At 61.4% G+C, this 25,602-nt stretch carries 23 protein-coding genes; 17 read left to right on the forward strand and 6 right to left on the reverse strand.

What is annotated here, in order from left to right:
* Positions 1 to 33 precede the first annotated feature (33 nt).
* From J3P79_RS22475 to J3P79_RS22485, 3 genes are all read left to right on the forward strand, one after another.
* A complete protein-coding gene (locus tag J3P79_RS22475; RefSeq protein WP_434605730.1) occupies positions 34 to 1,590 on the forward strand; it encodes an AAA family ATPase in 1,557 nt (518 codons plus the stop codon).
* Between the two features lie 89 nt (positions 1,591 to 1,679).
* Positions 1,680 to 2,021: a pentapeptide repeat-containing protein gene (locus J3P79_RS22480; protein ID WP_434605731.1), complete on the forward strand. Its 342-nt coding sequence runs from the start codon at positions 1,680 to 1,682 to the stop codon at positions 2,019 to 2,021.
* A 199-nt stretch (positions 2,022 to 2,220) separates the two neighbouring features.
* Positions 2,221 to 2,493, forward strand: a complete 273-nt coding sequence (locus J3P79_RS22485; RefSeq protein WP_039593847.1) for a TfoX/Sxy family protein — start codon at positions 2,221 to 2,223, stop codon at positions 2,491 to 2,493.
* Between the two features lie 219 nt (positions 2,494 to 2,712).
* Here J3P79_RS22485 and J3P79_RS22490 read toward each other — a convergent pair whose 3' ends face one another.
* From J3P79_RS22490 to J3P79_RS22505, 4 genes are read right to left on the reverse strand one after another with little or no spacing between them, the layout of a single operon-like run.
* On the reverse strand, positions 2,713 to 3,561 hold the full coding sequence (locus tag J3P79_RS22490) for a ChaN family lipoprotein (RefSeq protein WP_434605732.1): 849 nt from the start codon (positions 3,559 to 3,561) through the stop codon (positions 2,713 to 2,715).
* Between the two features lie 21 nt (positions 3,562 to 3,582).
* Positions 3,583 to 4,350 (reverse strand): heme ABC transporter ATP-binding protein, encoded by a 768-nt coding sequence (locus J3P79_RS22495; RefSeq protein WP_434605733.1) that lies wholly within the window; start codon positions 4,348 to 4,350, stop codon positions 3,583 to 3,585.
* A complete protein-coding gene (locus tag J3P79_RS22500) occupies positions 4,350 to 5,333 on the reverse strand; it encodes a FecCD family ABC transporter permease (protein ID WP_434611581.1) in 984 nt (327 codons plus the stop codon). Before J3P79_RS22500 ends, J3P79_RS22495 begins: the two co-directional genes overlap by 1 nt.
* Positions 5,334 to 5,383: 50 nt before the next feature.
* Entirely contained in the window at positions 5,384 to 6,253 is an 870-nt protein-coding gene (locus J3P79_RS22505; protein WP_434605734.1) for a heme/hemin ABC transporter substrate-binding protein, read from the reverse strand.
* Between the two features lie 254 nt (positions 6,254 to 6,507).
* Between J3P79_RS22505 and J3P79_RS22510 the strand changes: the two genes are divergently transcribed.
* A complete protein-coding gene (locus J3P79_RS22510; RefSeq protein WP_434605735.1) occupies positions 6,508 to 6,825 on the forward strand; it encodes a Rieske (2Fe-2S) protein in 318 nt (105 codons plus the stop codon).
* Here the strand turns inward: J3P79_RS22510 and sfsA are convergent.
* Together sfsA and J3P79_RS22520 are read right to left on the reverse strand one after the other, a co-directional pair.
* Positions 6,781 to 7,530, reverse strand: a complete 750-nt coding sequence (gene sfsA / locus J3P79_RS22515) for a DNA/RNA nuclease SfsA (protein WP_434605736.1) — start codon at positions 7,528 to 7,530, stop codon at positions 6,781 to 6,783. The two genes, J3P79_RS22510 and sfsA, sit on opposite strands and share 45 nt — an antisense overlap.
* On the reverse strand, positions 7,530 to 8,702 hold the full coding sequence (locus J3P79_RS22520) for a pyridoxal phosphate-dependent aminotransferase (RefSeq protein WP_434605737.1): 1,173 nt from the start codon (positions 8,700 to 8,702) through the stop codon (positions 7,530 to 7,532). Before J3P79_RS22520 ends, sfsA begins: the two co-directional genes overlap by 1 nt.
* Before the next feature lie 338 nt (positions 8,703 to 9,040).
* On the opposite strand from J3P79_RS22520, the gene dksA reads away from it, so the two are divergent.
* From dksA to J3P79_RS22585, 13 genes are all read left to right on the forward strand, one after another.
* Positions 9,041 to 9,484, forward strand: a complete 444-nt coding sequence (gene dksA, locus J3P79_RS22525) for an RNA polymerase-binding protein DksA (protein WP_264426614.1) — start codon at positions 9,041 to 9,043, stop codon at positions 9,482 to 9,484.
* Positions 9,485 to 9,716: 232 nt separating this feature from the next.
* Positions 9,717 to 10,598: a tRNA glutamyl-Q(34) synthetase GluQRS gene (gene gluQRS / locus J3P79_RS22530; protein WP_434605738.1), complete on the forward strand. Its 882-nt coding sequence runs from the start codon at positions 9,717 to 9,719 to the stop codon at positions 10,596 to 10,598.
* A 77-nt stretch (positions 10,599 to 10,675) separates the two neighbouring features.
* Positions 10,676 to 10,852, forward strand: coding sequence for a hypothetical protein (locus J3P79_RS22535; protein WP_003176118.1), 177 nt, complete (start codon positions 10,676 to 10,678; stop codon positions 10,850 to 10,852).
* On the forward strand, positions 10,836 to 13,790 hold the full coding sequence (locus tag J3P79_RS22540) for a sensor histidine kinase (RefSeq protein ID WP_162488976.1): 2,955 nt from the start codon (positions 10,836 to 10,838) through the stop codon (positions 13,788 to 13,790). Before J3P79_RS22535 ends, J3P79_RS22540 begins: the two co-directional genes overlap by 17 nt.
* Positions 13,791 to 13,812: 22 nt before the next feature.
* On the forward strand, positions 13,813 to 15,246 hold the full coding sequence (locus J3P79_RS22545; RefSeq protein ID WP_434605739.1) for a sigma-54-dependent transcriptional regulator: 1,434 nt from the start codon (positions 13,813 to 13,815) through the stop codon (positions 15,244 to 15,246).
* A 716-nt stretch (positions 15,247 to 15,962) separates the two neighbouring features.
* A complete protein-coding gene (locus J3P79_RS22550; protein ID WP_434605740.1) occupies positions 15,963 to 17,360 on the forward strand; it encodes a polynucleotide adenylyltransferase PcnB in 1,398 nt (465 codons plus the stop codon).
* Between the two features lie 3 nt (positions 17,361 to 17,363).
* The gene (folK, locus tag J3P79_RS22555) at positions 17,364 to 17,849 is read left to right on the forward strand and encodes a 2-amino-4-hydroxy-6-hydroxymethyldihydropteridine diphosphokinase (RefSeq protein WP_434605741.1); all 486 of its coding nucleotides are present in this window, start codon (positions 17,364 to 17,366) and stop codon (positions 17,847 to 17,849) included.
* Positions 17,850 to 18,089: 240 nt separating this feature from the next.
* Positions 18,090 to 18,890: a 3-methyl-2-oxobutanoate hydroxymethyltransferase gene (panB, locus tag J3P79_RS22560; protein ID WP_039593861.1), complete on the forward strand. Its 801-nt coding sequence runs from the start codon at positions 18,090 to 18,092 to the stop codon at positions 18,888 to 18,890.
* Complete coding sequence (gene panC, locus J3P79_RS22565; RefSeq protein ID WP_434605742.1) at positions 18,887 to 19,747, forward strand: pantoate--beta-alanine ligase; 861 nt, start codon at positions 18,887 to 18,889, stop codon at positions 19,745 to 19,747. Before panB ends, panC begins: the two co-directional genes overlap by 4 nt.
* A gap of 185 nt (positions 19,748 to 19,932) precedes the next feature.
* Positions 19,933 to 20,313 carry an aspartate 1-decarboxylase gene (gene panD, locus J3P79_RS22570; RefSeq protein ID WP_003228271.1) on the forward strand — a complete coding sequence of 127 codons (381 nt, stop codon included), beginning with the start codon at positions 19,933 to 19,935 and terminating at the stop codon, positions 20,311 to 20,313.
* A 276-nt stretch (positions 20,314 to 20,589) separates the two neighbouring features.
* A complete protein-coding gene (gene pgi, locus J3P79_RS22575) occupies positions 20,590 to 22,254 on the forward strand; it encodes a glucose-6-phosphate isomerase (RefSeq protein WP_434605744.1) in 1,665 nt (554 codons plus the stop codon).
* A 142-nt stretch (positions 22,255 to 22,396) separates the two neighbouring features.
* Entirely contained in the window at positions 22,397 to 24,334 is a 1,938-nt protein-coding gene (acs, locus tag J3P79_RS22580) for an acetate--CoA ligase (protein ID WP_434605746.1), read from the forward strand.
* Between the two features lie 215 nt (positions 24,335 to 24,549).
* On the forward strand, positions 24,550 to 25,566 hold the full coding sequence (locus J3P79_RS22585; RefSeq protein WP_434605748.1) for a class I SAM-dependent rRNA methyltransferase: 1,017 nt from the start codon (positions 24,550 to 24,552) through the stop codon (positions 25,564 to 25,566).
* The last annotated feature ends 36 nt before the right edge of the window (positions 25,567 to 25,602 follow it).

Consider the following 25,602-nt stretch of genomic DNA (forward strand, 5'->3'; position numbering starts at 1 on the left):
GCCTTGAATTTTCCAGTCCCTGAAGGATCGCCCGTGAGCCAATCACTGATCGCTGCCCTGCAAAACCCTGCCCTTTACCCGCACCCCGTCGAAGGGTTCCAGGTCATCGAAACCCACATCTCCTGGGTGTTGCTCACCGGCCCCTACGCCTACAAATTCAAGAAACCGGTGAATTTCGGGTTCCTAGACTTCACTAACCTCGACGCGCGCAAACATTTTTGTGCCGAGGAACTGCGCCTGAACCAGCGCCTGACCCAGGACCTGTACCTGGAAGTGCTGCCGATTACCGGCAGCGACGAAGCACCAATCCTCGGCGGCGACGGCCCCGCCATCGAGTACGCCCTGAAGATGCGCCAGTTTCCCCAGAGCGAGCTGCTCAGCACGCTACAGGCCAATGGCGAATTGACCACCGCGCACATCGATGAAATGGCCGAGCAAATCGCCCAGTTCCACCTCACCACGCCAAAAGTGCCTGCCGACAATCCGGCGGGCACACCGGACAGCGTCATGGCGCCGGTACGGCAGAATTTCGAACAGATCCGCCCATTCCTCAATGACAAGGCTGACCTGCTGCAGCTCGAGGCCCTCCAGGCCTGGGCCGAAACCAGCTTCGAACGCCTCAAGCCGTTGTTTACCCAACGCAAGGCCGACGGTTTCATTCGCGAATGCCATGGTGACATTCACCTGGGCAACGCCACCGTAATCGACGGCAAAGTAGTGATCTTCGACTGCATCGAGTTCAACGAGCCATTCCGCTTCACCGACGTCTACGCCGACACCGGTTTCCTGGCGATGGATCTTGAAGACCGCGGTCTCAAATCGCTGGCGCGACGTTTCGTCAGCCAATACCTGGAGCTGACCGGCGACTACAACGGCCTGGAACTGCTGAATTTCTACAAGGCCTATCGCGCCCTGGTCCGCGCCAAGGTCGCGCTGTTCAGCATGCCCGCCGAAGCCGATCCGGTGCAGCGTGCAACGACCCTGCGCCAATACCGCAACTATGCCAACCTGGCGGAAAGCTACAGCACGATACCTTCGCGCTTCCTTGCCATTACCCATGGCGTTTCCGCCGTTGGCAAAAGCCACGTGGCCATGCGCCTGGTGGAAGCGCTTGGTGCAATTCGCCTGCGCTCGGACGTGGAGCGCAAGCGCCTGTTCGGCGAACAGCAAGTGCCGAACGACCCACAAGCCGGTATCTATAGCAGCGACGCCAGCAGCGCCACGTACGTGCGCCTGCATCAGATTGCCGACGTGATCCTCCACGCGGGGTTCCCTGTGGTAATCGACGCCACCTACCTCAAGCATGACCAGCGCGACGCCGCGGCCAAGATCGCCGAGGGCACGGGCGCTCCTTTCCTGATCCTAGATTGCGACGCGCCACAAGCGGTGATCGAAAGCCGGCTGGCCCAGCGCCAAGCCGACCAGAAAGACCCTTCCGACGCCAACCTGGCCGTCATCGCAGCGCAGCAGGCCAGTCGCGAAGCACTGTCGCCGGCTGAAATTCTGTGCAGCAAACGCGTTCAAACCAACGAAAGCGGCACGCTGGATGTCGTGGTTGCGCAGATCCGCCAGCGCTTGCCAGGCCTGTAAAACTATTTCGGCCGTGAAGCGACGCCCGGCTTCACGGCCGCTAAATAGTGGCACTATACTGGCGTCATAAAACCATCAGGTGACATGCCATGAGCCACCCAAAGCTTCTCGACTCCCCTCTTTATGCCTTGTTGCGCAAAGATGACATTGCCGGCTTCAACACCGAACGTCCTCAAGGCCCCATCGACATGCGCGGCGGCGACTTTCGTGGCCTGGACCTTCGTGAACTGAACGCCGACGACGTCGACTTCACGGACGCCTACTTCCGCTCCGCCGATTTGCGCGGCATTGATTTTCGCAAGTCATCGCTGGAAGGCGCGAGCCTGGCGCATGCGCAGATCTCGGGCACCTACTTCCCGCCGGAGCTGTCTGCCGACGAAATCTTGATGTCGATGAATTTCGGTACTCGCCTGCGTTACCGCACTCGCTGAAACAACAGCACCTGCGTGCGACACCAGACAATCTCCAGCGCCCCCGCCTGCGCTGGATGACCTGCATTTCCATCCATCGTGCGTAATGCATTAGAAGCTTTTTCGTTGATTCCGACCAAAGAATCACGCTTTTCCTACTGAGCGCTACACTCCTGAAAAGCTTGCCCACTGCACCAGTCGGCCGTCGCAAGGAGGCTCGATGAATGATGAACTGCAACACCTGAAGAATCTGGGCAAGACATCAGCCCAGTGGCTCCATGCCGTGGGCATCCACAGCGCCTCGGATCTGCGGCGGCTCGGCGCGGTGGACGCGTACCGAGCCGTTCGCACTCGCGGGTTCCGTGCGTCCAAGGTATTGCTGTATGCCATCGAAGGCGCGCTGATGGACATGCATTGGAATGATATTCCCGCTGAGCGAAAGGAAGCCCTCAATAAGCAGTTGGATGCCATTTCAGCGCGCCACAAAGCCTGACAGCGGTTTTGTCCACGCCCACTGGGCTCTCGCCAAGAAATAACCGGGCAACTGAAAACAATGTTTGACTTGGAAATGAGAATCGCTATGATTACCACATCCGGTCGCGAGACTGGTCGATATTTGAAAAGCCCTTGGTTCGGACTCTCAGATATCTCCTCATCAGGCTAATCACGGTTATTTGACCCGGCTCTTGCCGGGTCTTTTTTTGCCTGGAGATTACTTCGCGTCGCCTCCACGCATTTGCGCGCAGTAATCCTGGGGCGGCGTTGCCGGGGTGTACCACACGTAATCCGCCATGGCCGATGTCACATTGGCGCCCTCTTCCGCCAACATCAGCACGATCGGCATATCATTGGCCCCCAGGTCCAACGCATGCAGCGGCACGCCAACATCCTTGCGGGCATGCCAGGCGCCAGCGAATAACAACGCCGGCGCGGGAGCCTGGAGCAATCGCTCGGCCATGCGCCGGTCACGCTGTTGTTGGACAGCCAACATCGCCGGCATCTGTGACTCTGGCAGCAGCCCGCAGTGGGATTCGCGAATCTGCTCCAGCAGCACGCCCCGCACAACGTCCGAATTGGAATGGACACCCTCCATGGCTGGTACCTGGCGATAGATGCGCTGGATGTGCTCGCCGTCCAGATTGGCTGCCAGCACCGGATAAGACTGCCTCAGGGCGAATTCGACCACAGGGCCGTAGAGACTCCAATCCCAACCCGGCGACCAATCCAAAGCCGTGGGCAAATCATTCGGCAACGCAGGCAACTGGCGAACCGCGTCGACCCGTGGCTGCTGCTGCGGCGTCAGCATCTCCAGCAGCAAGCTGCCTTGGGCTCGCCGGTCGGACAATGCCTGGAGCAGCCAGCGTTGCAGTGCGTGGTGATCGCGATTGTCGTGTTGCTCCCCGACCACGACCCGTTGCGCGCTCGCCAGGCGCTCGACCAATGCCTGGGGCGTGACTGATTGACCGGTGTGCAAATCACGAATCCGTCCTCCAAGCGGAGGTGGTGGAACGCTTTGGCAAGCGGTCAACATTGCCAATGCCAGGATCAGGATCAAGCGCACGTCGGTATCCTCCAGCGAGTGTCAGCGGGCAATGATCAAGGGATGGCCTCGCTCCGGATGGGATTGCACCAGCACGTCCAGGCCAAACACCGCCTTGAGCGGCTCCGGGCGCAATACTTGCCGAGGCGTATCCAGGGCCACCGGCCGGCCGGACGCCAGCAGCAACAGACGATCACAGTAGCGCGCCGCCAAGTTCAGGTCATGCAGGATCACCAATACCGCCGCGCCGCGACAGGCGAATTCGCGCACCGCTTGCAAAATGGTGTGCTGGTGCAACGGATCGAGCATCGAAGTGGGTTCGTCCAACAACAGGATTTGTCCCGCCTCGCCCGGCCACAATTGGGCCAGCACCCTTGCCAGGTGGACCCGCTGGCGCTCACCGCCGGACAAGCTGAGGTAATTGCGACCTTGCAAATGCGCAGCATCGGCAGCCTGCAACGCCAACTCGACGATTTGCCCGTCACGTATCCGACCGCTCTGGTGGGGCAGCCGTCCCATGCCGACCACCTCTTCGACTCGGAATGCGAAATCCAGGGTCGAGACCTGTGGCAATACCGCCAGGCGACGGGCGCGCTCGCTGCCGTTCCATTGCGCCAACGGTCGATCATCGAGCCAGACCTCACCCTGCGCCGGGCGCATTTCTCCACACAGACCTGCGAGCAAGGTACTTTTACCCGCCCCGTTGGGACCGAGCACGCCTAACACTTCGCCAGGATTGAGCTGTAGATCGATATCCGCCAGCACGGTTTTATGTCCGCGGCGAATGTGCAGGTTTTGCGCTCGCAACATCAGGCGCGCCCCCGCAGCAATAAGTAGAGGAAAAACGGCGCGCCGATGAAAGCCGTGACGATGCCGATCGGCAGTTCCGCCGGGGCCAGCACCAGACGCGCCACCAGATCGGCGAACAGCAACAGGCTCGCCCCCGCCAGCACCGACGCAGGCAGCAGGACGCGATGGTCCGGCCCCGCCATCAACCGCACCAGATGCGGCACCACCAGCCCGACAAAACCGATCATGCCTGCTGCCGCAACTGCGGCTCCGACGCCAAGGGCGGTGCAGAACACCAGCTCACGCTTGAGCCGTTCGACATCTATGCCCAAGTGGGCGGCTTCCGACTCGCCGAGCAACAGGGCATTGAGCGCGCGGGCTCGACGTGGCAGCCAGACCGCCACGCCGGCGCTGACCAGCAGCAAGGGCCACAACCGTGCGTAGCTGGCGCCGTTGAGGCTACCCAGGTTCCAGAACGTCAGGGTGCGCAAGGTTGCGTCGTCCGCCAGGTAGGTGAACAAGCCCACCGCGGAACCGGACAGTGCGGTCAAGGCGATACCGGCCAAGAGCATGGTCGCGACATGCGTCTGGCCGTTGCGCCGGCCGAGGCGATAGACCAATGCCGTGACCCCGAGCCCGCCCAGAAACGCGCACAAGGACAATACGTAGGGGCCCAACGCTTCGGGCACACCGCCCAGCGCTGAACCAGCGACGATGGCAAATGCTGCACCCAACGCCGCGCCACTGGAAACGCCCACCAAGCCGGGGTCGGCCAAAGGGTTGCGAAACAACCCCTGCATCGCCACGCCGGACAACGCCAATACCCCGCCCACCGCCAACCCCAGCAGGGTCCGTGGCAGACGAATCTGGCCAAGGATCAGTTCGGCCTGTTCAAGGCCATCCCCGGCCACCGGCAAACCCAACAGGCGCAGGGCGGCGCGTAATGTATCGAGCATAGGCAAGCTCACGGGACCCAAGGCCAGGGACAACCAGGATGCCAGCAGACACAGCAGGCCCAGCCCGATAAACAAAGTGCGCGGCTTGACCAGCGCCGTCATGGCACCTGGACCGGATAGAACGCGTTGGTCAGCGTCACCAGGCTTTGCGGCAAACGTGGGCCCAGCCCGCCCACCAACAACGTCGGATCCAGCTCGATGACACGCCCGTCCCTGGCGGCGGGCGTGGAGGACAGGATCGGATTTTCCTTGAACAGCGCCACCCGCGCCTCTTCGCCGCGCAAGGCACGATCGGCGAAGACCAGCACCTCGGGATTCAGGCTCGCCAGGGTTTCCACGGAGAAAGGTTTGTAACCGCTATGAGTCGCCAGGTTGTGGCCGCCAGCCTGTTGCAGCAGCCAATCCGCGGCGGTGTCCTTGCCCGCAATCAGCGGCTTGCCGCCGGCGCTGCCCACCAACAGCAATACGCCAGGTGCCTTCTGCTTGAGGCGGGCTTCATTTACCCGGGCGCCGTGCCGGGAAAGGCGCTGCTGATAATCCTCGAACATTGCCCGTGCCCTGTCGTCGGTTCCCAATAGCTGGCCCAAATGAAGCAAATTGTCCTGGAGCGCGGTCAGGCTTGGCGCCGCCGAAAACAATTCGACCTGCACCCCGGCGGCCCGAATCTGCGCCAGCACCGGAGGAGGCCCCATTTCCTCCGTCCCCACCAGGATCTGCGGACGCAAGCTCAGCACGCCCTCTGCCGACAGCTGCCGTTGATAACCGATACTGGGCAACGCTCGCAGCGAGTCGGGATGCTGGCTGGTCGTGTCCACCCCGACCAGCTTTGATTCCCCACCCAGCGCACTGACCCACTCGGACAAGGCACCGCCAGCGCTCACCCAGCGCTGCGGCAGATCAGCCGCCAACGCGCCTTGGCTTACCAGCAAGACGACACAGAGCGCAGCAACGCGGACATTCAGGCGCATCGGGCAGCTTCCTCAAAGAAGTTTTCCACAGGACCGGGCTTGGACAAGTATCCTCAATGCCACCTGCGAAGGAGGCGCCATTTGATAATTGTTTTCATTTGGCCGTCAAGCATCGAACTTGATGGACGTAGCCTGTGGGTGCGAGGCTGCTCGCGAATACAGTGTTCCAGCGCACACCAAGAACACTGACACGCAGCATTCGCACGCAGGCCGCTCCCACAAAGAGCTCATCCTCATGACATTTAGAGATACACATGAAATTTCTTTGTACCACCGCCGACCTGCCTGAAAGCGGCAGTCGAGGTTTCGACATGGATGGGCGCAAGTTGCTGGCTGTGCGGCGCGCAGGCCAAGCCTACGTCTATCTCAACCGTTGCCCGCATCGCGGCGTGCCGCTGGAATGGCAACCCGATCAGTTTCTCGACGCCAGCGCCAGTCTCATCCAGTGCGCGACCCATGGCGCGCTGTTCCTGATCGAAAGCGGTGAATGCGTCGCCGGCCCTTGCGCGGGACAATTTCTCACGGCGCTAGACAGCCGGGAGGACGAGCAAGGCATCTGGATCGAGTTCTAGCAACACCGGCAGCGGGCGATCGATCCACATCTGCTCCGGCGTCAGCGTGGCACCATAGGCCAGCACTTCCACCCCGGCGGCCACCGCCTCGCGCAACGCCGCGGCATACACAGGATCGATTTCCTGCGCCGGGCGCACCGCCTCGATACCGCTCAGGTTCACGCAATACAGCTGAACCGCACGCACACCTTCACGCGCCAGGCAGGCCAGTTCTCGCAGGTGCTTGGCGCCGCGCAGGGTCACCGCGTCGGGAAACGCCGCCACATTCGTCCCGTCGAACCCCAGCGTGACGCTCTTCACCTCGACCCAGGCCGAGCTGCGATCCGGGTAATCGAGTCGAAAGTCGATACGGCTGTTCTCCATGCCGTAGGCCACCTCGCGCTTCAGCCCGATGAAGCCGTTCAGTTCACCGATGACGCCGGCCCGCAGCGCCTCCTCGATCAGCGAATTGGCCCGCGCGGTATTGATACAGGCCAAGCGCCCCTGAGGGGTTTCGCCTATTTCCCAAGTACCCGGCAACTTGCGCTTGGGGTCGTTGGAACGACTGAACCAGACGCGCGCTCCCTCGGCCATGCAATTGAGCATCGAGCCGGTGTTGGGACAATGAATCGTCAGCATTTCGCCATGAACGGTCTCGATATCGGCGAGAAAACGCTTGTAACGCCGAATCAGACGCCCTTCTTCCAAAGCTGGGAAAAATAGCATCAGCCTTGCCAACTCCGCAGTCCGCGTTCAATTCGCTCCACCGCTTCTTGAAGCCGTGGCAGGCTTTGGGTGTAGGCGAAACGCACGTGGTGCCCGGCCTGATGGCGACCGAAATCCAGCCCGGGCGTAAACGCTACGTGTTCGGTTTCAAGAAAGTGCTGGCAGAACGCGAAGGCATCGCCGCCGAAAGCGCTGATGTCGGCATAAAGGTAGAACGCGCCCTGCGGCTCTACCGCAATACCAAACCCCAACTCGCGCAAGGCCGGTAAAAGGAAGTCGCGACGCAACGCAAACTCGGCGCGACGCTGCTCGAAAATTTCGATGGTCGCCGGCTCGAAACAGGCCAGGGCCGCATATTGCGCCATGCTTGGCGCACTGATGTAGAGGTTTTGCGCGAGCTTCTCCAATTCACCGACGGCCGCTGGAGGCGCCACCAACCAGCCAAGCCGCCAACCGGTCATGCCGAAATATTTTGAAAAGCTATTGAGGACGAACGCATCGTCATCGACCTCCAGTACGCTGGCGGCATCGGTGCCATAGGTCAGGCCGTGATAGATCTCGTCGACCACCAAGTGGCCGTTGTGGCTCTTGATCGCCTTGGACAATCCCGCCAACTCGTCCCGGCTGAGGATTGTCCCGGTCGGGTTGGCCGGGGACGCCACCAGGGCACCGACACTGTCATGGTCCCAATGGCGATTCACGAGATCCGGCGTCAATTGATAACGCACGTCCGGTCCCACCGGCACCAATTGCGCCGCGCCTTCGATCAGCCGCAGGAAATGGCGGTTGCACGGGTAGCCAGGGTCGGCCAGCAGCCAGTGCTTGCCCGGGTCCACCAGCAAGGCACTGGCCAGCAGCAAGGCACCGGAACCGCCCGGCGTAACCAGGATGCGCCGGGGATCGATGTCCACACCGTAGCGTTGCGCATAGAAACCGGCGATGGCCTCGCGCAACTCCGGAATGCCCCGGGCCGCGGTGTAGCGGGTCTTGCCCGCCGCCAGGGCAGCCTGGCCGGCCTGAATGATCGGCTCGGCGGTGGTGAAGTCCGGCTCGCCGATCTCCAGGTGAATGACGTCGTGCCCGGCGGCCTGCAATTCGTTGGCACGCGCCAGCAGCGCCATGACGTGGAAAGGTTCGATGGCACGACTGCGTGCGCTGTAGGGCTGGGCCATTGGGCCGTCCTTCGCGAAAAAAGAACCGATTCTACCCAACTCCGGAACGGGTGCGGGAACGAGCGCGAATCTAAAACGGTCCTAGCGCGTAGATCGCTGGAAATCAGTCCAGCGTTAAACCCAGGCTTGACTAAAATCAAGCATTGAGCAGGTTTGCAACCCCACCGAACCGGAACCGGCCTTGCTTTACAGGCCCCAGCCGCGCCAGCCTCGACAACCGGGAGTAGCGCGGGCTGATTTGATCTGGTAAGTTCGCCCGCTTGCAGCCGCAGGGCCGGCAGGTGTCGGTGATGGAGCAATCCTGCGTAGTGGATTACAAGAGTAGAGGCGGTCCATTCATGCCCACCCAAGCAAAGCAGAAAGAAAATCAGTCGCTCAGCGGGTTTGAGCCATATGTCGCGAAAGAGGGCGAAGAGTACATGGGCGCCCCCATGCGCGCGCACTTCACCAAGATCCTGAACAAGTGGAAACAGGACTTGATGCAGGAAGTCGACCGCACGGTTGACCATATGAAGGACGACGCTGCCAACTTCCCTGACCCGGCCGACCGTGCCAGCCAGGAAGAAGAATTCAGCCTTGAACTGCGTGCTCGCGACCGTGAACGCAAGCTGATCAAGAAAATCGACAAGACGCTGCAACTGATCGAAGACGAAGAATACGGCTGGTGCGAGTCCTGCGGCGTCGAGATTGGCGTCAAGCGACTGGAAGCACGTCCGACCGCCGATATGTGCGTCGACTGCAAGACCCTCGCGGAAATCAAGGAAAAACAGGTCGGCAAGTAATCGCCGGGGCTGTCATCGAAACGGAGCGTTGATACGCTCCGTTTTTTGTTTAGGCTACTTCTGCGCACCCAATCCCCTTGTGGGAGCGAGCTTGCTCGCGATGACGGCGACTTATTCAACACTTATACAGGCTGACCCTCCACTATCGCGAGCAAGCTCGCTCCCCACAGGGAATTATGCTTCGTCATCAAGATTTGCACGCCTTGCGCCCGGACCCCATAACATTCGCCCTATGACTGACTACATCGGACGCTTCGCACCCACCCCCAGCGGTCACCTGCATTTCGGCTCGCTGGTCGCCGCGCTGGCATCGTATCTCGACGCCCGGGCCGTGGGCGGACGCTGGTTGTTGCGCATGGAAGACCTCGACCCGCCCCGGGAAGAACCAAGCGCGCAAGCGGCGATTCTCAAGGCGCTGGAAAGCTATGGATTTGAGTGGGACGGCGAAATGGTGCGCCAGAGCGAGCGCCACGGCGCCTACCAGCAGGTTATCGATCGGTTGCTCAGCCAAGGCCTGGCCTACGCCTGCATCTGTTCGCGCAAGCAACTGGAACCGTACCAAGGCATTTACCCGGGCCTGTGCCGCAACGCCGGACACGGCACCGAGGGCGCCGCGATCCGGCTGCGCGTTCCCGAACTCCAATACCACTTCGTCGATCGCGTCCAAGGCGAATTCCGCCAACACTTGGGCCGCGAGGCCGGCGACTTTGTGATTCGCCGCCGCGACGGGCTCTATGCCTACCAATTGGCCGTGGTTCTGGACGACGCCTGGCAGGGCGTCACCGATATTGTCCGCGGCGCCGACCTGCTGGACTCCACGCCGCGCCAACTGTACTTGCAGGAACTGCTGGGGTTGCCACAACCGCGTTATCTGCATGTGCCGCTCATCACCCAGCCGGACGGGCACAAACTCGGCAAATCCTATCGCTCGCCACCCCTGACGGCCGACCAGGCCACGCCGCTGCTGTTGCGGGCATTGCGCGCGCTGGGCCAGCAACCGGGCCTCGAACTGGTCGATGCCAGCCCACGGGAGCTGCTGGCCTGCGGCATTCGCCACTGGGACGCGGGCAAGATCCCTCGCACGCCGAGCCTGCCCGAAGCGCAAATACGTTGACGGCCCTTGCAGCTTCGCGCCCATCCGTTACCATCGCCGCACGTTTTCGGGCACGCGCTTAAAAAAGAGAGGCCGGGATGTACATCTATCGCTTGGTCCTGCTCCTGGTAGTGGGGATTTACCTGTTCTCCCCGGCCATCATGGATTGGTGGATCGATGCCACGGGTGCCTGGTATCGGCCGTATCTGCTCTGGCTGATCCTGATCGTCGTGACCTTCATCCTGCAGAGCCAAAAAGATGCCGATGAGCTTTAGCCTGACCCAGATGATCCTGATCAGCGCCGCCTACCTGGCGGTGCTGTTCGGCGTGGCCTGGATCAGCGAACGAGGCATGATCCCGCGCGCGATCATTCGCCACCCGCTGACCTATACCCTTTCGCTGGGTGTCTATGCCAGTGCATGGGCGTTCTATGGCACCGTCGGCCTGGCCTACCAGTACGGCTATGGTTTCCTGTCCAGTTACCTCGGGGTGTCCGGCGCGTTCCTATTGGCGCCGGTGTTGCTCTATCCGATCCTGAAAATCACTCGCACCTATCAACTGTCGTCATTGGCCGACCTGTTCGCCTTTCGTTTCCGCAGCACCTGGGCCGGCGCGCTGACAACTATCTTCATGCTGGTCGGCGTGTTGCCCTTGCTGGCCTTGCAGATGCAAGCCGTCGCCGACTCCATCAGCATCCTGACCCGTGAGCCGGTGCAACACCGCGTCGCCTTGAGCTTCTGCGTCCTGATCATCCTGTTCACGATTTTCTTCGGCTCGCGACACATCGCCACCCGGGAAAAACATGAAGGCCTGGTCTTTGCGATTGCCTTTGAGTCGGTGATCAAGCTGATCGCCATCGGCGGCGTTGGGCTCTATGCCCTGTATGGTGTGTTCGATGGCCCGCAGCAGCTTGAGCTTTGGCTGCTGCAGAACCAGACCGCCCTTGCCGCCTTGCATACACCGCTGCAAGAAGGCCCGTGGCGTACGCTGCTGCTGGTGTTCTTCGCCTCTGCGATCGTGATGCCGCACATGTACCACATGACCTTCACCGAGAACCTCAATCCGCGCTCGCTGGTCAGCGCCAGTTGGGGCCTGCCGTTGTTCCTGCTGTTGATGAGCCTGGCGGTGCCGCTGATCCTGTGGGCGGGACTGAAGCTGGGCGCCAGCACCAATCCGGAGTACTTCACCCTCGGCATCGGCATCGCAGCCAATAACGAGGCGCTGGCCTTGCTGGCCTATGTCGGCGGTCTTTCAGCAGCCAGCGGCTTGATCATCGTGACCACGTTGGCGCTGTCGGGCATGGCCCTCAACCACCTGGTACTGCCGCTCTACCAGCCACCTGCGGAAGGAAACATCTACCGCTGGCTGAAATGGACCCGCCGTGCGCTGATCGTCGCGATCATCATGGCCGGCTACGGGTTCTATCTCATGCTAGGTGACGGACAGGACCTGGCGAACCTGGGCATCGTCGCGTTCGTCGCCACCCTGCAATTCCTGCCCGGCGTGTTGTCGGTGCTGTATTGGCCGACCGCCAACCGGCGCGGCTTCATTGCCGGATTGCTGGCGGGAATCCTGGTCTGGCTGGTCGCGATGCTGCTGCCGTTGATGGGTAACCTGCAGGGCTTTTATATCCCCCTGCTGAACATGATCTATGTGCTCGACGACACCAGCTGGCATATGGCGGCCATCGCCTCGCTGGCGGCAAACGTGTTGATGTTCACCCTGATTTCATTGTTCACCAACGCCAGCAGCGAAGAAGCCAGCGCCGCCGAAGCCTGCGCGGTGGATAACGTCCGACGCCCGCAACGCCGTGAACTGCACGCGGCCTCACCCCAGGAATTCGCCACCCAACTGGCCAAGCCCCTCGGCGCCAAGGCCGCGCAAAAAGAAGTCGAACAGGCTCTGCGCGATCTCTACCTGCCCTTCGATGAACGCCGCCCTTACGCCCTGCGCCGTTTGCGCGACCGGATCGAAGCCAACCTGTCCGGCCTGATGGGCCCCAGCGTCGCCCAGGACATGGTCGAGACATTCCTGCCCTACAAGGCCGGCGGCGAGAACTATGTCACCGAAGACATCCATTTCATCGAGAGCCGCCTGGAGGATTACCACTCGCGGCTCACCGGCCTGGCCGCCGAGCTGGACGCCTTGCGTCGTTACCATCGCCAGACTTTGCAAGAACTGCCGATGGGCGTGTGTTCCCTGGCCAAGGATCAAGAGATCCTGATGTGGAACAGGGCCATGGAAGAGCTGACCGGAATCGCCGCCCAGCGGGTGGTCGGCTCACGCCTGAGCACGTTGGGCGAGCCATGGAAAGGCTTGCTGCAGGGTTTCATCGACCTGCCGGATGAGCACTTGCACAAACAACACCTGGCCCTGGACGGGCAGACCCGCTGGTTGAACCTGCACAAGGCAGCAATCGACGAGCCGTTGGCACCGGGCAATAGCGGCCTGGTGCTGCTGGTGGAAGACCTGACCGACACTCAGATGCTCGAAGACAAGCTGGTCCACTCCGAGCGCCTGGCCAGTATCGGTCGGCTGGCCGCCGGGGTGGCCCACGAAATCGGCAACCCGATCACCGGCATCGCCTGCCTGGCGCAGAACCTGCGCGAAGAGCGCGAGGACGACGGGGAACTGACGGAAATCAGCGGCCAGATCCTCGAGCAGACCAAGCGCGTGTCGCGCATCGTCCAATCGCTGATGAGCTTCGCCCATGCCGGCGGTCACCAGCACAACGACGAGCCGGTATGCCTGGCCGAAGTGGCGCAGGACGCCATCGGCCTGCTGGCGCTCAACCGACGCAACTTTGAAGTCCAGTTCTTCAATCTGTGCGACCCGGAACACTGGGTCGACGGCGACCCCCAACGGCTCGCCCAGGTGCTGATCAACCTATTGTCCAACGCGCGCGACGCTTCACCGGCCGGCAGCGCGGTACGGGTCAAGAGCGAGGCTTTCGAACACACGGTCGACCTGATCGTCGAAGACGAAGGCAGCGGTATTCCACAGAACATCATGGACCGATTGTTCGAACCCTTCTTCACCACCAAGGATCCTGGCGAAGGCACCGGTCTGGGCCTCGCACTGGTCTATTCCATCGTTGAAGAGCATTATGGACAAATCACCATCGACAGCCCGGCCGATGTTCAGAGCCAACGCGGCACCCGTATACGGGTGACCTTGCCGCGTCATGTCGAAGCGACGTCCGCTGTGAACTGAGACCGTCGAGAGAATCGAATCAATGCCGCACATTTTGATCGTCGAAGACGAAACAATTATCCGCTCCGCCTTGCGCCGCCTGCTGGAACGCAACCAGTACCAGGTCAGCGAAGCCGGTTCCGTGCAGGAAGCACAAGAACGCTTCAGTATTCCAACGTTTGACCTCATCGTCAGTGACCTGCGCCTGCCTGGCGCCCCGGGTACCGAGCTGATCAAGCTCGGCCAGGGCACGCCCGTGCTGATCATGACCAGTTACGCCAGCCTTCGCTCGGCGGTCGATTCGATGAAGATGGGCGCGGTGGACTACATCGCCAAGCCTTTCGATCACGACGAGATGCTCCAGGCCGTGGCCCGAATACTGCGAGACCGACAGACGGCGAGCAACCAACCCACGGAAGCGACGAACGGCAAGACCGTGGCGTCCGGCAAAGTAGGCGCCAGCAACAGTAACGGCGAAATCGGTATCATCGGCTCTTGCCCGCCAATGCAGGACCTCTACGGCAAGATCCGAAAAGTGGCACCGACCGACTCCAACGTGCTGATCCAGGGTGAGTCCGGCACCGGCAAGGAACTGGTGGCCAGGGCGCTGCACAACCTGTCCCGCCGAGCCAAGGCCCCGATGATCTCGGTGAACTGCGCAGCCATCCCGGAAAGCCTCATCGAGTCCGAGCTGTTCGGCCATGAAAAAGGTGCGTTCACAGGCGCCAGCGCCGGACGCGCCGGCCTCGTTGAAGCGGCGGACGGCGGCACGTTGTTTCTCGATGAGATCGGCGAGCTGCCCCTGGAAGCCCAGGCACGGCTGCTACGCGTGCTGCAGGAAGGCGAGATTCGTCGAGTCGGCTCCGTGCAATCGCAGAAGGTCGATGTGCGCCTGATCGCGGCGACCCATCGGGACCTAAAGAACCTGGCGAAGATCGGCCAGTTCCGCGAAGACTTGTATTACCGCCTGCACGTCATCGCGTTGAAGTTACCGCCTCTGCGCGAACGTGGCGCGGACGTCAATGAAATCGCCAATGCGTTCCTTGCCCGCCAGAGCGCGCGGGTCAACCGCACCGACCTCAAGTTTGCCCCGGACGCCGAGCAGGCCATTCGTCATTACGCCTGGCCCGGTAACGTACGGGAGCTGGAAAACGCCGTGGAGCGCGCGGTGATCCTGTGCGAGAGCCCGGAAATCTCCGCCGACCTGCTGGGCATCGATATCGAGCTGAGCGACCTGGACGATGAAGAGTTCATCGGGCTGGCGCCGCAACAGAACGGCGCGAACAACACCAGCCATGAGCCCACCGAGGACCTGTCACTGGAAGACTACTTCCAGCATTTCGTCCTGGAGCACCAGGACCACATGACCGAGACGGAACTGGCACGCAAGCTGGGCGTAAGCCGAAAATGCCTGTGGGAACGCCGTCAGCGCCTGGGGATTCCACGGCGCAAGACCGGGGCCACCAGCGAAAGCTGAGGTGCCCAGGTAACACCGTTGGATGTGAAAAAACTGTTACCTCAGCTTTTTCACGTAACAAAAGCCGGGGTTTACGGTAACGAAACCCCGGCTTTTTTTCGCCCCGAAAATCGCGACACGACTACGGAACCCCCGTTTTCACTGGACCTTGCAAAAGTTGGCACGCACCCTGCTATAGCTTTGGTACAAGAACAACAACAAGCAATGCACAAGACAATAAAAATAAGACGAATCGACTCACGCACAATAAAAACAAGACGGCGAGAGGCGTAGCTAACTGATTCTTTTGGAGAGGCGTTGTATTTGGGGCTTGCCCCACAACCAGGCCGAGAACAATAAAAACTGTCTCAAGACAGGTGCCTGAACTGGTTGGATCGATTGATCACTGCAACACAGCGACCAAAGCAATCCGTTTGCTCTTGGCTCCCGATTGGGAGGGTCACGAAGGGAAAACCTCGTGGCGCGGGCACTCAACAAAAACAAGAAGCCCGAAACCAATAATAAAAACAGAGCACGCAACTAATTCTGGGGGAGCTTCGGCTCCCCTTGTGGTTTCTGTCGTTCCTCCTTCTCCGCGTCCTACAAGCTTGTCGCTCGAAGCTTGCAACTCAAAACTCCTGTGTCCTACACCATCCCTTGACTAAATGCTAGAATCCCCGCCCATCATGCGGCCATTCTTCGTTTATGGCCGAATATTCCTTCAAACAGTGCATCCCATGCTGAAGAAGCTGTTCCAGTCATTCCGTTCTCCCTTGCGTCGTACGCAACACATACGCAGCACGCCTGAAGTGCTCAATAGCGGCCAGCATTCGTTGCAAAAGGCACAATTCAGCCGTTACGCGGTGAACATCGTCGAACGCCTGCAGAACGCCGGTTACCAGGCTTACCTGGTCGGTGGGTGCGTGCGCGACATGCTGCTGAATATCACCCCCAAGGATTTCGACGTCGCCACCAGCGCCACGCCTGAGCAGATACGCGCCGAATTCCGCAACGCGCGAATCATCGGGCGCCGCTTCAAGCTGGTGCATATCCACTTCGGCCGCGAAATCATCGAAGTGGCGACTTTCCGTGCCAACCATCCGCAGAGTGATGAAGACGAAGACAGCAACCAGTCTTCTCGCAACGAAAGCGGACGCATCCTGCGCGATAACGTCTACGGCACGCTGGAAGAAGACGCGCAACGCCGTGACTTCACCATCAACGCCTTGTATTACGATCCGGTCAGCGAGCGCATCCTCGATTACGCCAACGGCGTACACGACATCCGAAATCGGCTCATTCGCCTGATCGGCGACCCCAAGCAGCGCTACCAGGAAGACCCGGTGCGCATGCTGCGAGCCGTGCGCTTTGCCGCCAAGCTGGATTTCGGCATCGAGAAGCACAGCGCCCTGCCGATTCGCGACCTGGCACCCATGCTCAGGGAAATTCCTTCGGCACGCCTGTTCGAAGAAGTGCTCAAGCTGTTCCTTTCGGGCAATGCCGCAGACACCTTCGAGATGCTCGTCGACCTGCAACTGTTCGACCCGCTGTTCCCGGCCAGTGCCGAGGCGCTGGAACACAACCCGACCTACACCCACACCTTGATCAGCGAAGCACTGATCAACACCGACCTGCGCATCAAGCAGAACAAACCGGTGACTCCGGCGTTCCTGTTCGCCGCCTTGCTCTGGCCGGCCCTTCCCGCCCGCGTTTTGCGGCTGCAGGAACGCGGTATGCCGCCGATCCCGGCGATGCAGGAAGCCGCTCACGAGTTGATTGCCGAACAGTGCCAGCGTATCGCCATTCCAAAACGCTTCACGATGCCGATCCGCGAAATCTGGGACATGCAGGAACGCCTTCCCCGGCGCAGCGGCAAACGTGCCGACCTGCTGCTGGACAACCCACGTTTCCGCGCCGGCTACGACTTCCTGCTGCTGCGCGAAAGCGCCGGCGAACAGACCGATGGCCTGGGCGAGTGGTGGACCGATTACCAGGACGCCAATGAAAGCGAACGCCGCGACATGATTCGTGAGCTCAGCGGCAAGGATGACGGCACCAGTGGCCCACGCAAGCGCCGTCGCAGTAGCGGTGCCAAGCGCAAGCGTGCCGGTGTACCGAGCGCCTCGGGCGAATAAGCGATGGAACGCATCTACGTCGGCATGGGCAGCAACCTGGCCGAGCCCGCCGAACAATTGCGCAGCGCCATCCAGGCGCTGGCGCAATTGCCCGACACCCTACTGGTTGGGGTTTCGGCGTTTTATCAAAGCGATTCCCTACTGCCCGGCCAGCCACGCTACACCAACGCGGTGGCGGCGCTGGACAGCCGCCTGGCACCGCTGGACCTGCTCGATGCACTGCAAGCCATCGAAACCGGACAGGGTCGCGAGCGCCTGGAGCGCTGGGGCCCGAGAACACTGGACCTGGATATCCTGCTGTTTGGTGATCGGCTGATCGACGAACCCCGCCTCAAGGTCCCGCACTACCACATGCAAGCCCGGGCCTTCGTGCTTTATCCCCTGGCAGAGTTGGCGCCCGCCGACCTGCGCCTGGCCGATGGACGCCTGCTCAGGGACCTCCTTGCAGCGTGCCCATTCGTCGGCCTGGAACGCCTACCCCCGAACTGACACAAATCCCCCTGTGATCCGCGACCAAGCAGTCAGATCCGGGACGTGTCTCGACGCTGAAACGCATCAGTAACCGCGGTAACACCCGGCGGTAACACATCCAATTGACTTCCCCGGTACTCCTCACGACTATAGGCGTCCCGTCGCCGCCAACGCGGCGCTAATGGGCGCAATCCAGGCCTTACAAGCACCACGCTTAGAAGGTGCGCCTGTATTAGAGCGCCTAATGAGGACTTTTTCATGCCAGCTATTACCCTGACCACGCTGCAAGGTCTCAAGCAAAAAGGTGAAAAGATCACCATGCTGACCTGCTATGACGCCACCTTCGCCCATGCCTGTAACGAGGCCGGTGTCGAAGTGTTGCTGGTGGGCGATTCCCTCGGCATGGTGCTGCAAGGTCACGACAGCACCTTGCCGGTGACAACCGCCGAGATGGCCTATCACGTAGCCGCCGTCAAACGCGGTAACACCGATGCGCTGATCCTTGCCGACCTGCCCTTCATGGCCTACGCCACCCTTGAACAAACGATGACCAACAGCGCCATGCTGATGCAGGCCGGCGCGCACATGGTCAAGATCGAAGGCGCGTTGTGGCTGGCCGACTCGATCCGCCTGCTGGCCGAGCGTGGTATCCCGGTGTGCGCACACCTGGGCCTTACCCCCCAGGCGGTGAATATCCTCGGGGGCTACAAGGTGCAGGGCCGCAGCGAAAACCAGGCGCGGCAGATGCGTGCCGATGCAATTGCGCTGGAACAGGCCGGGGCGGCCATGCTGCTGCTCGAATGCGTGCCAAGCGAGTTGGCCCAGGAAATTACCCAGGCGGTGAACATCCCAGTGATCGGCATCGGCGCCGGCAACGCCACCGACGGCCAGGTGCTGGTGCTCCACGACATGCTCGGGCTGTCGATCACCGGTCGCGTGCCGAAATTCGTGAAAAACTTCATGGCTGGGCAACCCTCTATCCAGGCAGCGCTGCAAGCCTATGTCGCCGAAGTGAAGGCGGCGTCCTTCCCTGGCGCCGAACACGGATTCTCCGCATGAACACCGTCAAGACCGTACGCGAACTCCGGGCCGCCGTGGCCCGCGCCCGCGGCGAGGGCAAGCGCATCGCCTTCGTTCCGACCATGGGCAACCTGCACAGCGGCCACATCGCCCTGGTGACCAAAGCCTCGCAGCGAGCCGATTTCGTCGTGGCGAGTATCTTCGTCAACCCGCTGCAATTCGGCGCGGGCGAAGACCTGGACAAATATCCCCGCACCCTCGCCGCGGACCAGGAAAAACTGCTCCAGGCCGGATGCCACCTGCTGTTCGCGCCCAGTGTCGAGGAGATGTATCCCGACGGCATGGCCGGACAGACCCGGGTCAGCGTCCCGCAGTTGTCCGAAGGCCTCTGCGGCGCCAGCCGTCCGGGGCATTTCGAGGGTGTGGCAACGGTGGTCAGCAAATTGTTCAACATGGTCCAGCCGGACCTGGCAGTGTTCGGCCAGAAAGACTTCCAGCAACTGGCGGTGATCCGCGCGCTGGTCCATGACCTGAACATGCCCATCCAGATCATCGGCGAGCCGACCGTCCGCGCCGAAGACGGCCTGGCGCTGTCATCGCGCAACGGTTTCCTCAGCCCTGAGCAGCGTGCCGTCGCGCCAGTGGTCTACGGCGTCCTGAGCAAGATCGCCGAAGCCATCCAGCAGGGGCATCGGGATTATCCGGCATTGATCGGCGAGCACCTCAAGCAACTCGAAGCGGCCGGCCTGCGCCCCGACTACCTGGAAATCCGCCACGCCAAGACCTTGCGCCCGGCTGTGAACGAGGATCGCGACCTGGTCATCCTGGCCGCCGCATTCCTGGGCACGACACGGTTGATCGACAACCTGCACCTGGATCTCGACGTTCCCGCCTGATATCCCAAAACCTTGTGTACAAGCGAGCTTGCTCGCGATAGCGATTCGCCAGGCGACATCCATGTCAACTGACCCGCCGCCATTGCGAACCAGCTCGCTCCCGCAGGGGTCATGCGGCGTTATTGCCGCTTCGGCTGCCTTCGGGCAAACTGCCCGCCGTTTGGACCCGACCAGAGGAAACACCCATGCACGCCATCATGCTCAAGGCCAAGCTGCACCGCGCCGAAGTCACTCACGCCGTGCTCGATTACGAAGGCTCCTGCGCCATTGACGGTGAATGGCTGGACCTGTCGGGTATCCGCGAATACGAACAGATCCAGATCTATAACGTCGACAACGGCGAGCGTTTCACCACCTACGCTATCCGTGGCGAGGAAGGCTCGCGGATGATTTCCGTCAACGGCGCCGCCGCGCACAAAGCCAAGGTGGGTGATCGCGTCATCATCTGCGCCTACGCTCATTACAGCGAAGCCGAGCTGCTCAATTTCAAGCCGCGCATGCTGTATATGGCGCCGGGCAACGAACTGAGCCACACCAGCAACGCCATTCCGGTCCAGGTTGCCTGATCGAAACACCCGCTTCACCCCTTCTCCCCTGTGGGGGCGAGCAAGCTCGTTCCCACAGTTGATTATCTCCGTCTGTCGGCGCCTTCCCGCTCAAGTTGTATAAAAAAGTACCGGGAAACTGTCAGACAAAGTCAAGACAGATCGCAACGCGAGGTTTACTGTAGTCGCCCTGTGCCTGGCGATCGTGTCGACGCAGTTGTCCGGACGCCCGCTTCGAGCCGAGCCGGAATTTTTAGTGTACAAAAGGTCGTTCAAGTAAAAAGGAAACCCGCAGCGATGGCGTATTACCGAACTCCTCAAGACGTGACCGCTCTGCCCGCCTGGCAAGCGCTGAATGACCACCGCAAAGCCATGCAGGATTTCAGCATGCGCGAAGCGTTCAATGCCGATCCGCAGCGTTTCAACCAATTCACCCTGTCAAGCTGTGGCCTGTTTCTCGACTATTCGAAGAACCTGATCAACGCCCAGACCCGCGACCTGCTGGTGGGCCTGGCGAACGAAGTCGACCTCCAGGGCGCGATCAAGGCGCTGTTCGAAGGCGAGATCATCAACGCGTCGGAAAACCGCCCCGCCCTGCACACCGCCCTGCGTCGCCCAGTCGGCGACAAGCTGTTGGTCAACGGCGTCAACGTGATGCCGGACGTGCACAAGGTGCTGAACCAGATCACCGACCTGGTGGGCCGCATCCACGACGGCCTGTGGCGAGGCTACACCGAGAAGCCGATCACCGACGTGGTGAACATCGGCATCGGTGGCTCGTTCCTCGGACCACAGTTGGTATCCGAAGCGTTGTTGTCCTACACGCACAAGGGCGTTCGCTGCCATTACCTGGCGAACATCGACGGCAGCGAGTTTCACGAGCTGACGATGAAACTGCGCGCTGAGACCACGCTGTTCATTGTCTCGTCGAAATCGTTCAACACCCTCGAGACCCTGAAAAACGCCCAGGCTGCACGCGCCTGGTACCTGGCACAGGGCGGGTCGGAAGCGGAGCTGTATCGCCACTTCATCGCGGTGTCGAGCAACAACGCCGCCGCGGTGGCATTCGGCATTCGTGAAGAAAACATCTTCCCGATGTGGGACTGGGTCGGCGGGCGCTACTCGCTGTGGTCAGCCATCGGCCTGCCGATCGCCCTGGCCATCGGCATGTCGAACTTCAAGGAATTGCTGTCCGGCGCCTATTCCATGGACCAGCATTTCCAGAGCGCGCCGTTCGAACAGAACATGCCGGTGCTGCTGGCATTGCTGGGCGTGTGGTACGGCAACTTCTGGGGTGCGCAAAGCCACGCCATCCTGCCGTACGACCACTACCTGCGAAACATCACCAAGCACCTGCAACAGCTGGACATGGAGTCCAATGGCAAGAGCGTTCGCCAGGACGGCACGCCGGTCTCCACCGACACCGGCCCGGTCATCTGGGGCGGCGTGGGCTGCAACGGCCAGCACGCCTACCACCAGTTGCTCCACCAAGGCACCCAACTCATCCCGGCCGACTTCATCGTGCCGATCGTCAGCTTCAACCCGGTTGCTGACCATCACCAGTGGCTATACGCCAACTGCCTGTCCCAGAGCCAGGCCCTGATGCTTGGCAAGACCCGCGCCGAAGCCGAGGCTGAGCTGCGCGAGAAAGGCGCCAGCGAAGCAGAAGTCCAGAAACTGGCCGCTCACAAGGTGATCCCGGGCAACCGTCCGAGCAACACCCTGGTGGTCGAACGCATCAGCCCGCGCCGCCTCGGTGCGCTGGTCGCGCTGTATGAGCACAAAGTCTTCGTACAAAGCGTGGTCTGGGGCATCAACGCCTTTGACCAGTGGGGCGTGGAGCTGGGCAAGGAGCTGGGCAAAGGTGTCTACAACCGTCTGGTGGGCAGCGAAGAAACCGCAGCCGAAGACGCCTCGACCCAAGGCCTGATCAACTACTTCCGCGGGCGTCATCGCGGCTGATCGTATCCCGCTCCCACAGCTCACCGCTGCTCCTGTGGGAGCGAGCTTGCTCGCTCCCACACTGGTTCCATGTACAACTTGAACTCGATATTCACTGGGCGCATCTTTATATCTTGTCGCAAAACAAGAATAAGGAACCGTCATGTTCGATATCAGCCAGTACCCCCAAGCCGATGCCGTCCGCCGGGCTGCGCAACTGAGTCAAGACGAGTACAAGCGGCTCTACAAGGAATCCATCGAACACCCCAGCGCCTTCTGGGCCGAGCAGGCCACGCGCTTTCTCGACTGGATGACGCCGTGGCAGACCGTCCAGCGCTATGACCTCAAGAATGGCGAGGCCAGCTGGTTTGCCGGTGCCAAGCTGAACGTCACCGCCAATTGCATCGACCGTCACCTGGAGACCCGCGGCGACCAGGTAGCGATCATCTGGGAAGGCGACAACCCCGCCGAATCCGCACAGATCACCTACAAAAAACTTCACCACCACGTTTGCCGACTGGCCAACGTGCTGAAAAGCCGTGGGGTGAAAAAAGGCGACCGGGTGTGTATCTACATGCCCATGATCCCGGAAGCAGCCTACGCCATGCTCGCCTGCACCCGCATCGGTGCGGTGCATTCGGTGGTATTCGGCGGGTTTTCGCCGGATTCGCTGCGCGACCGGATTCTCGACGCCGACTGCCGCACCGTGATCACCGCCGACGAGGGCGTGCGCGGCGGGCGCTTCATACCGCTCAAGCGCAATGTCGACAAGGCGCTGGAAAGCTGCCCGAACGTCGGCACCGTATTGGTCGTCGAGCGCACCCAGGCCGAGGTGGATTGGGTCGAAGGTCGCGACCTCTGGTATCACCAGGCCACGCATGGGATGAGCGACGACTGCCCGCCCGAGCCGATGGACGCCGAAGACCCGTTGTTCATCCTCTACACCTCCGGCAGCACCGGCAAGCCCAAGGGCGTGCTGCACACCACCGGCGGCTACCTGCTGCAAGCGGCGATGACGTTCAAGTACGTGTTGGACTACCGCGACAACGAAGTCTTCTGGTGCACCGCCGACGTCGGCTGGGTCACCGGCCATAGCTACATTGTCTATGGCCCGCTGGCCAACGGCGCCACCACGTTGATCTTCGAAGGCGTGCCGAGCTACCCGAGCAGCTCGCGCTTCTGGCAGATGATCGACAAACACCAGGTCAATATTTTCTATACCGCGCCGACTGCCCTGCGCGCCCTGATGCGCGAAGGCGCCAAGCCCCTGCAGGAAACGTCTCGCAAGAGCCTGCGATTGCTCGGCAGTGTCGGTGAGCCAATCAACCCCGAGGCGTGGGAATGGTACTTCAACGTCGTCGGCGAACAACGTTGCCCGATTGTCGATACCTGGTGGCAGACCGAAACCGGCGGCATCATGCTCAGCCCCTTGGTGAGCGCGCCACGGCTCAAGCCGGGCTGCGCGACCCGGCCCATGTTCGGCGTACAGCCGGTGCTGCTGGATGAGGCTGGCAAGGAAATCAGCGGCCCGGGCAGTGGGGTCCTGGCGATCAAGTCCAGCTGGCCGGCGCAGATTCGCAGCGTCTACGGTGACCATCAACGCATGGTCGATACGTACTTCAAGCCCTACCCCGGCTATTACTTCACCGGCGACGGCGCCCGCCGCGACGAAGATGGCGATTACTGGATCACCGGCCGCATCGACGACGTGATCAATGTCTCGGGCCACCGCATCGGCACCGCCGAGGTGGAAAGCGCGCTGGTACTGCACGACAACATTGCCGAGGCGGCCGTCGTCGGTTACCCCCATGACCTCAAGGGCCAGGGCATCTATGCGTTTGTCACGCCAATGGACGGCGTCGAGGCCAACGACGCGCTGAAGCAGGAGTTGCTGGCCCACGTCAGCAAGGAGATCGGCAGTTTCGCCAAGCCAGAGCTGATCCAGTGGGCGCCGGCTCTGCCGAAGACCCGCTCGGGCAAGATCATGCGCCGGATCCTGCGCAAGATCGCCTGCAATGAGCTCGACAGCCTCGGCGACACCTCGACCCTGGCTGACCCGAGCGTGGTGGAGGGGCTGATCGACAAGCGCCTCAATCGCTGAGGCTATACAAAAACCCGTGGCGAGGGAGCTTGCTCCCGCTCGGCTGCGCAGCAGACGCAATCGCTATCGCCCCTTGGAAAACAGGGGGCGCTTCGCACCCCAGCGGGAGCAAGCTCCCTCGCCACAAAAAGCGCTGCCTGACTCAACCTGCAGACAATATCGAGTATCCATAACTGCTAAACTCCCGCGCCTCATTTCCCTAAGGCGCGCCCGGCATGTCTTCCTTGAATCTGGCGCTGCGCGCCGCCCTCGACCAGCGCCAGGCCCTGCTCGAGCAACTGCACCAGCAAGGCACCGATTGCTATCGCCTGTTCCACGGCAGCCAGGAAGGTGCGCCCGGCCTCACCGTCGACCGCTACGGCCCGCAACTGCTGGTGCAGAGTTTCCATCAGTCGCTGGAATTGGAACCCTTGCTGCAGCTGCACGGCATCGTCAATGAACATCTGGGCCTCGACACCCTGTTGGTGTACAACGATCGCGCCCGGGGCAATTCGCGTGTTGACCGCCAGGACAACGTCTACCAGGCCGACGAGGCCGCGCTGCAAGACCTCGTTGGGCATGAATGGGGTTTGAACTACCGCGTCCGCGGCCGCCATGCCGGACAGGATCCGTTGCTGTTTCTCGACCTGCGCAACGCTCGCGGCTGGGTCAAGGCGCACAGCCGGAACAAAAGCGTGCTGAACCTGTTCGCCTACACCTGTGGCGTAGGCCTCAGCGCAGCGGCCGGTGGGGCGCGGGAGGTCTGCAACCTGGACTTCGCCGAAGGCAACCTGGCGGTGGGGCGCGAGAACGGCCTGCTCAATCCCGACTTGCCGGCGATGGAGTTCGTGCAATCGGATTATTTCCCAGCGATTCGCCAATTGGCCGGCTTGCCCGTCAGCCAACGGCGCGGACAGAAACTGCCAAGCTATGTACGCCTGGAACAGCGTCAGTACGATCTGGTATTGCTCGATCCGCCCGCATGGGCAAAGAGCGCATTCGGCACCGTCGATTTATTGCGCGACTACCAGAGCCTGCTCAAGCCGGCGCTGCTCGCTACCGCCGAGGATGGTGTGCTGATCTGCTGCAACAACCTGGCGAAAGTGCCCATGGACGACTGGCGTGAACAAGTGTTGCGCTGCGCGCAGAAGGCTGGCCGCCCAGTTCGCGAGTGGAGTGTGCTGGCACCCGGCGACGATTTTCCGTCGCTTGATCAACAGCCACCGCTCAAAACCTTGATTCTGCAGTTCTGATCGCGCCTCGGCAATCCCACGGAAAAAACGGACAAA

Origin of the sequence: Pseudomonas sp. R1-7 (genome assembly GCF_051132105.1) — a bacterium.
Lineage (GTDB): Bacteria > Pseudomonadota > Gammaproteobacteria > Pseudomonadales > Pseudomonadaceae > Aquipseudomonas.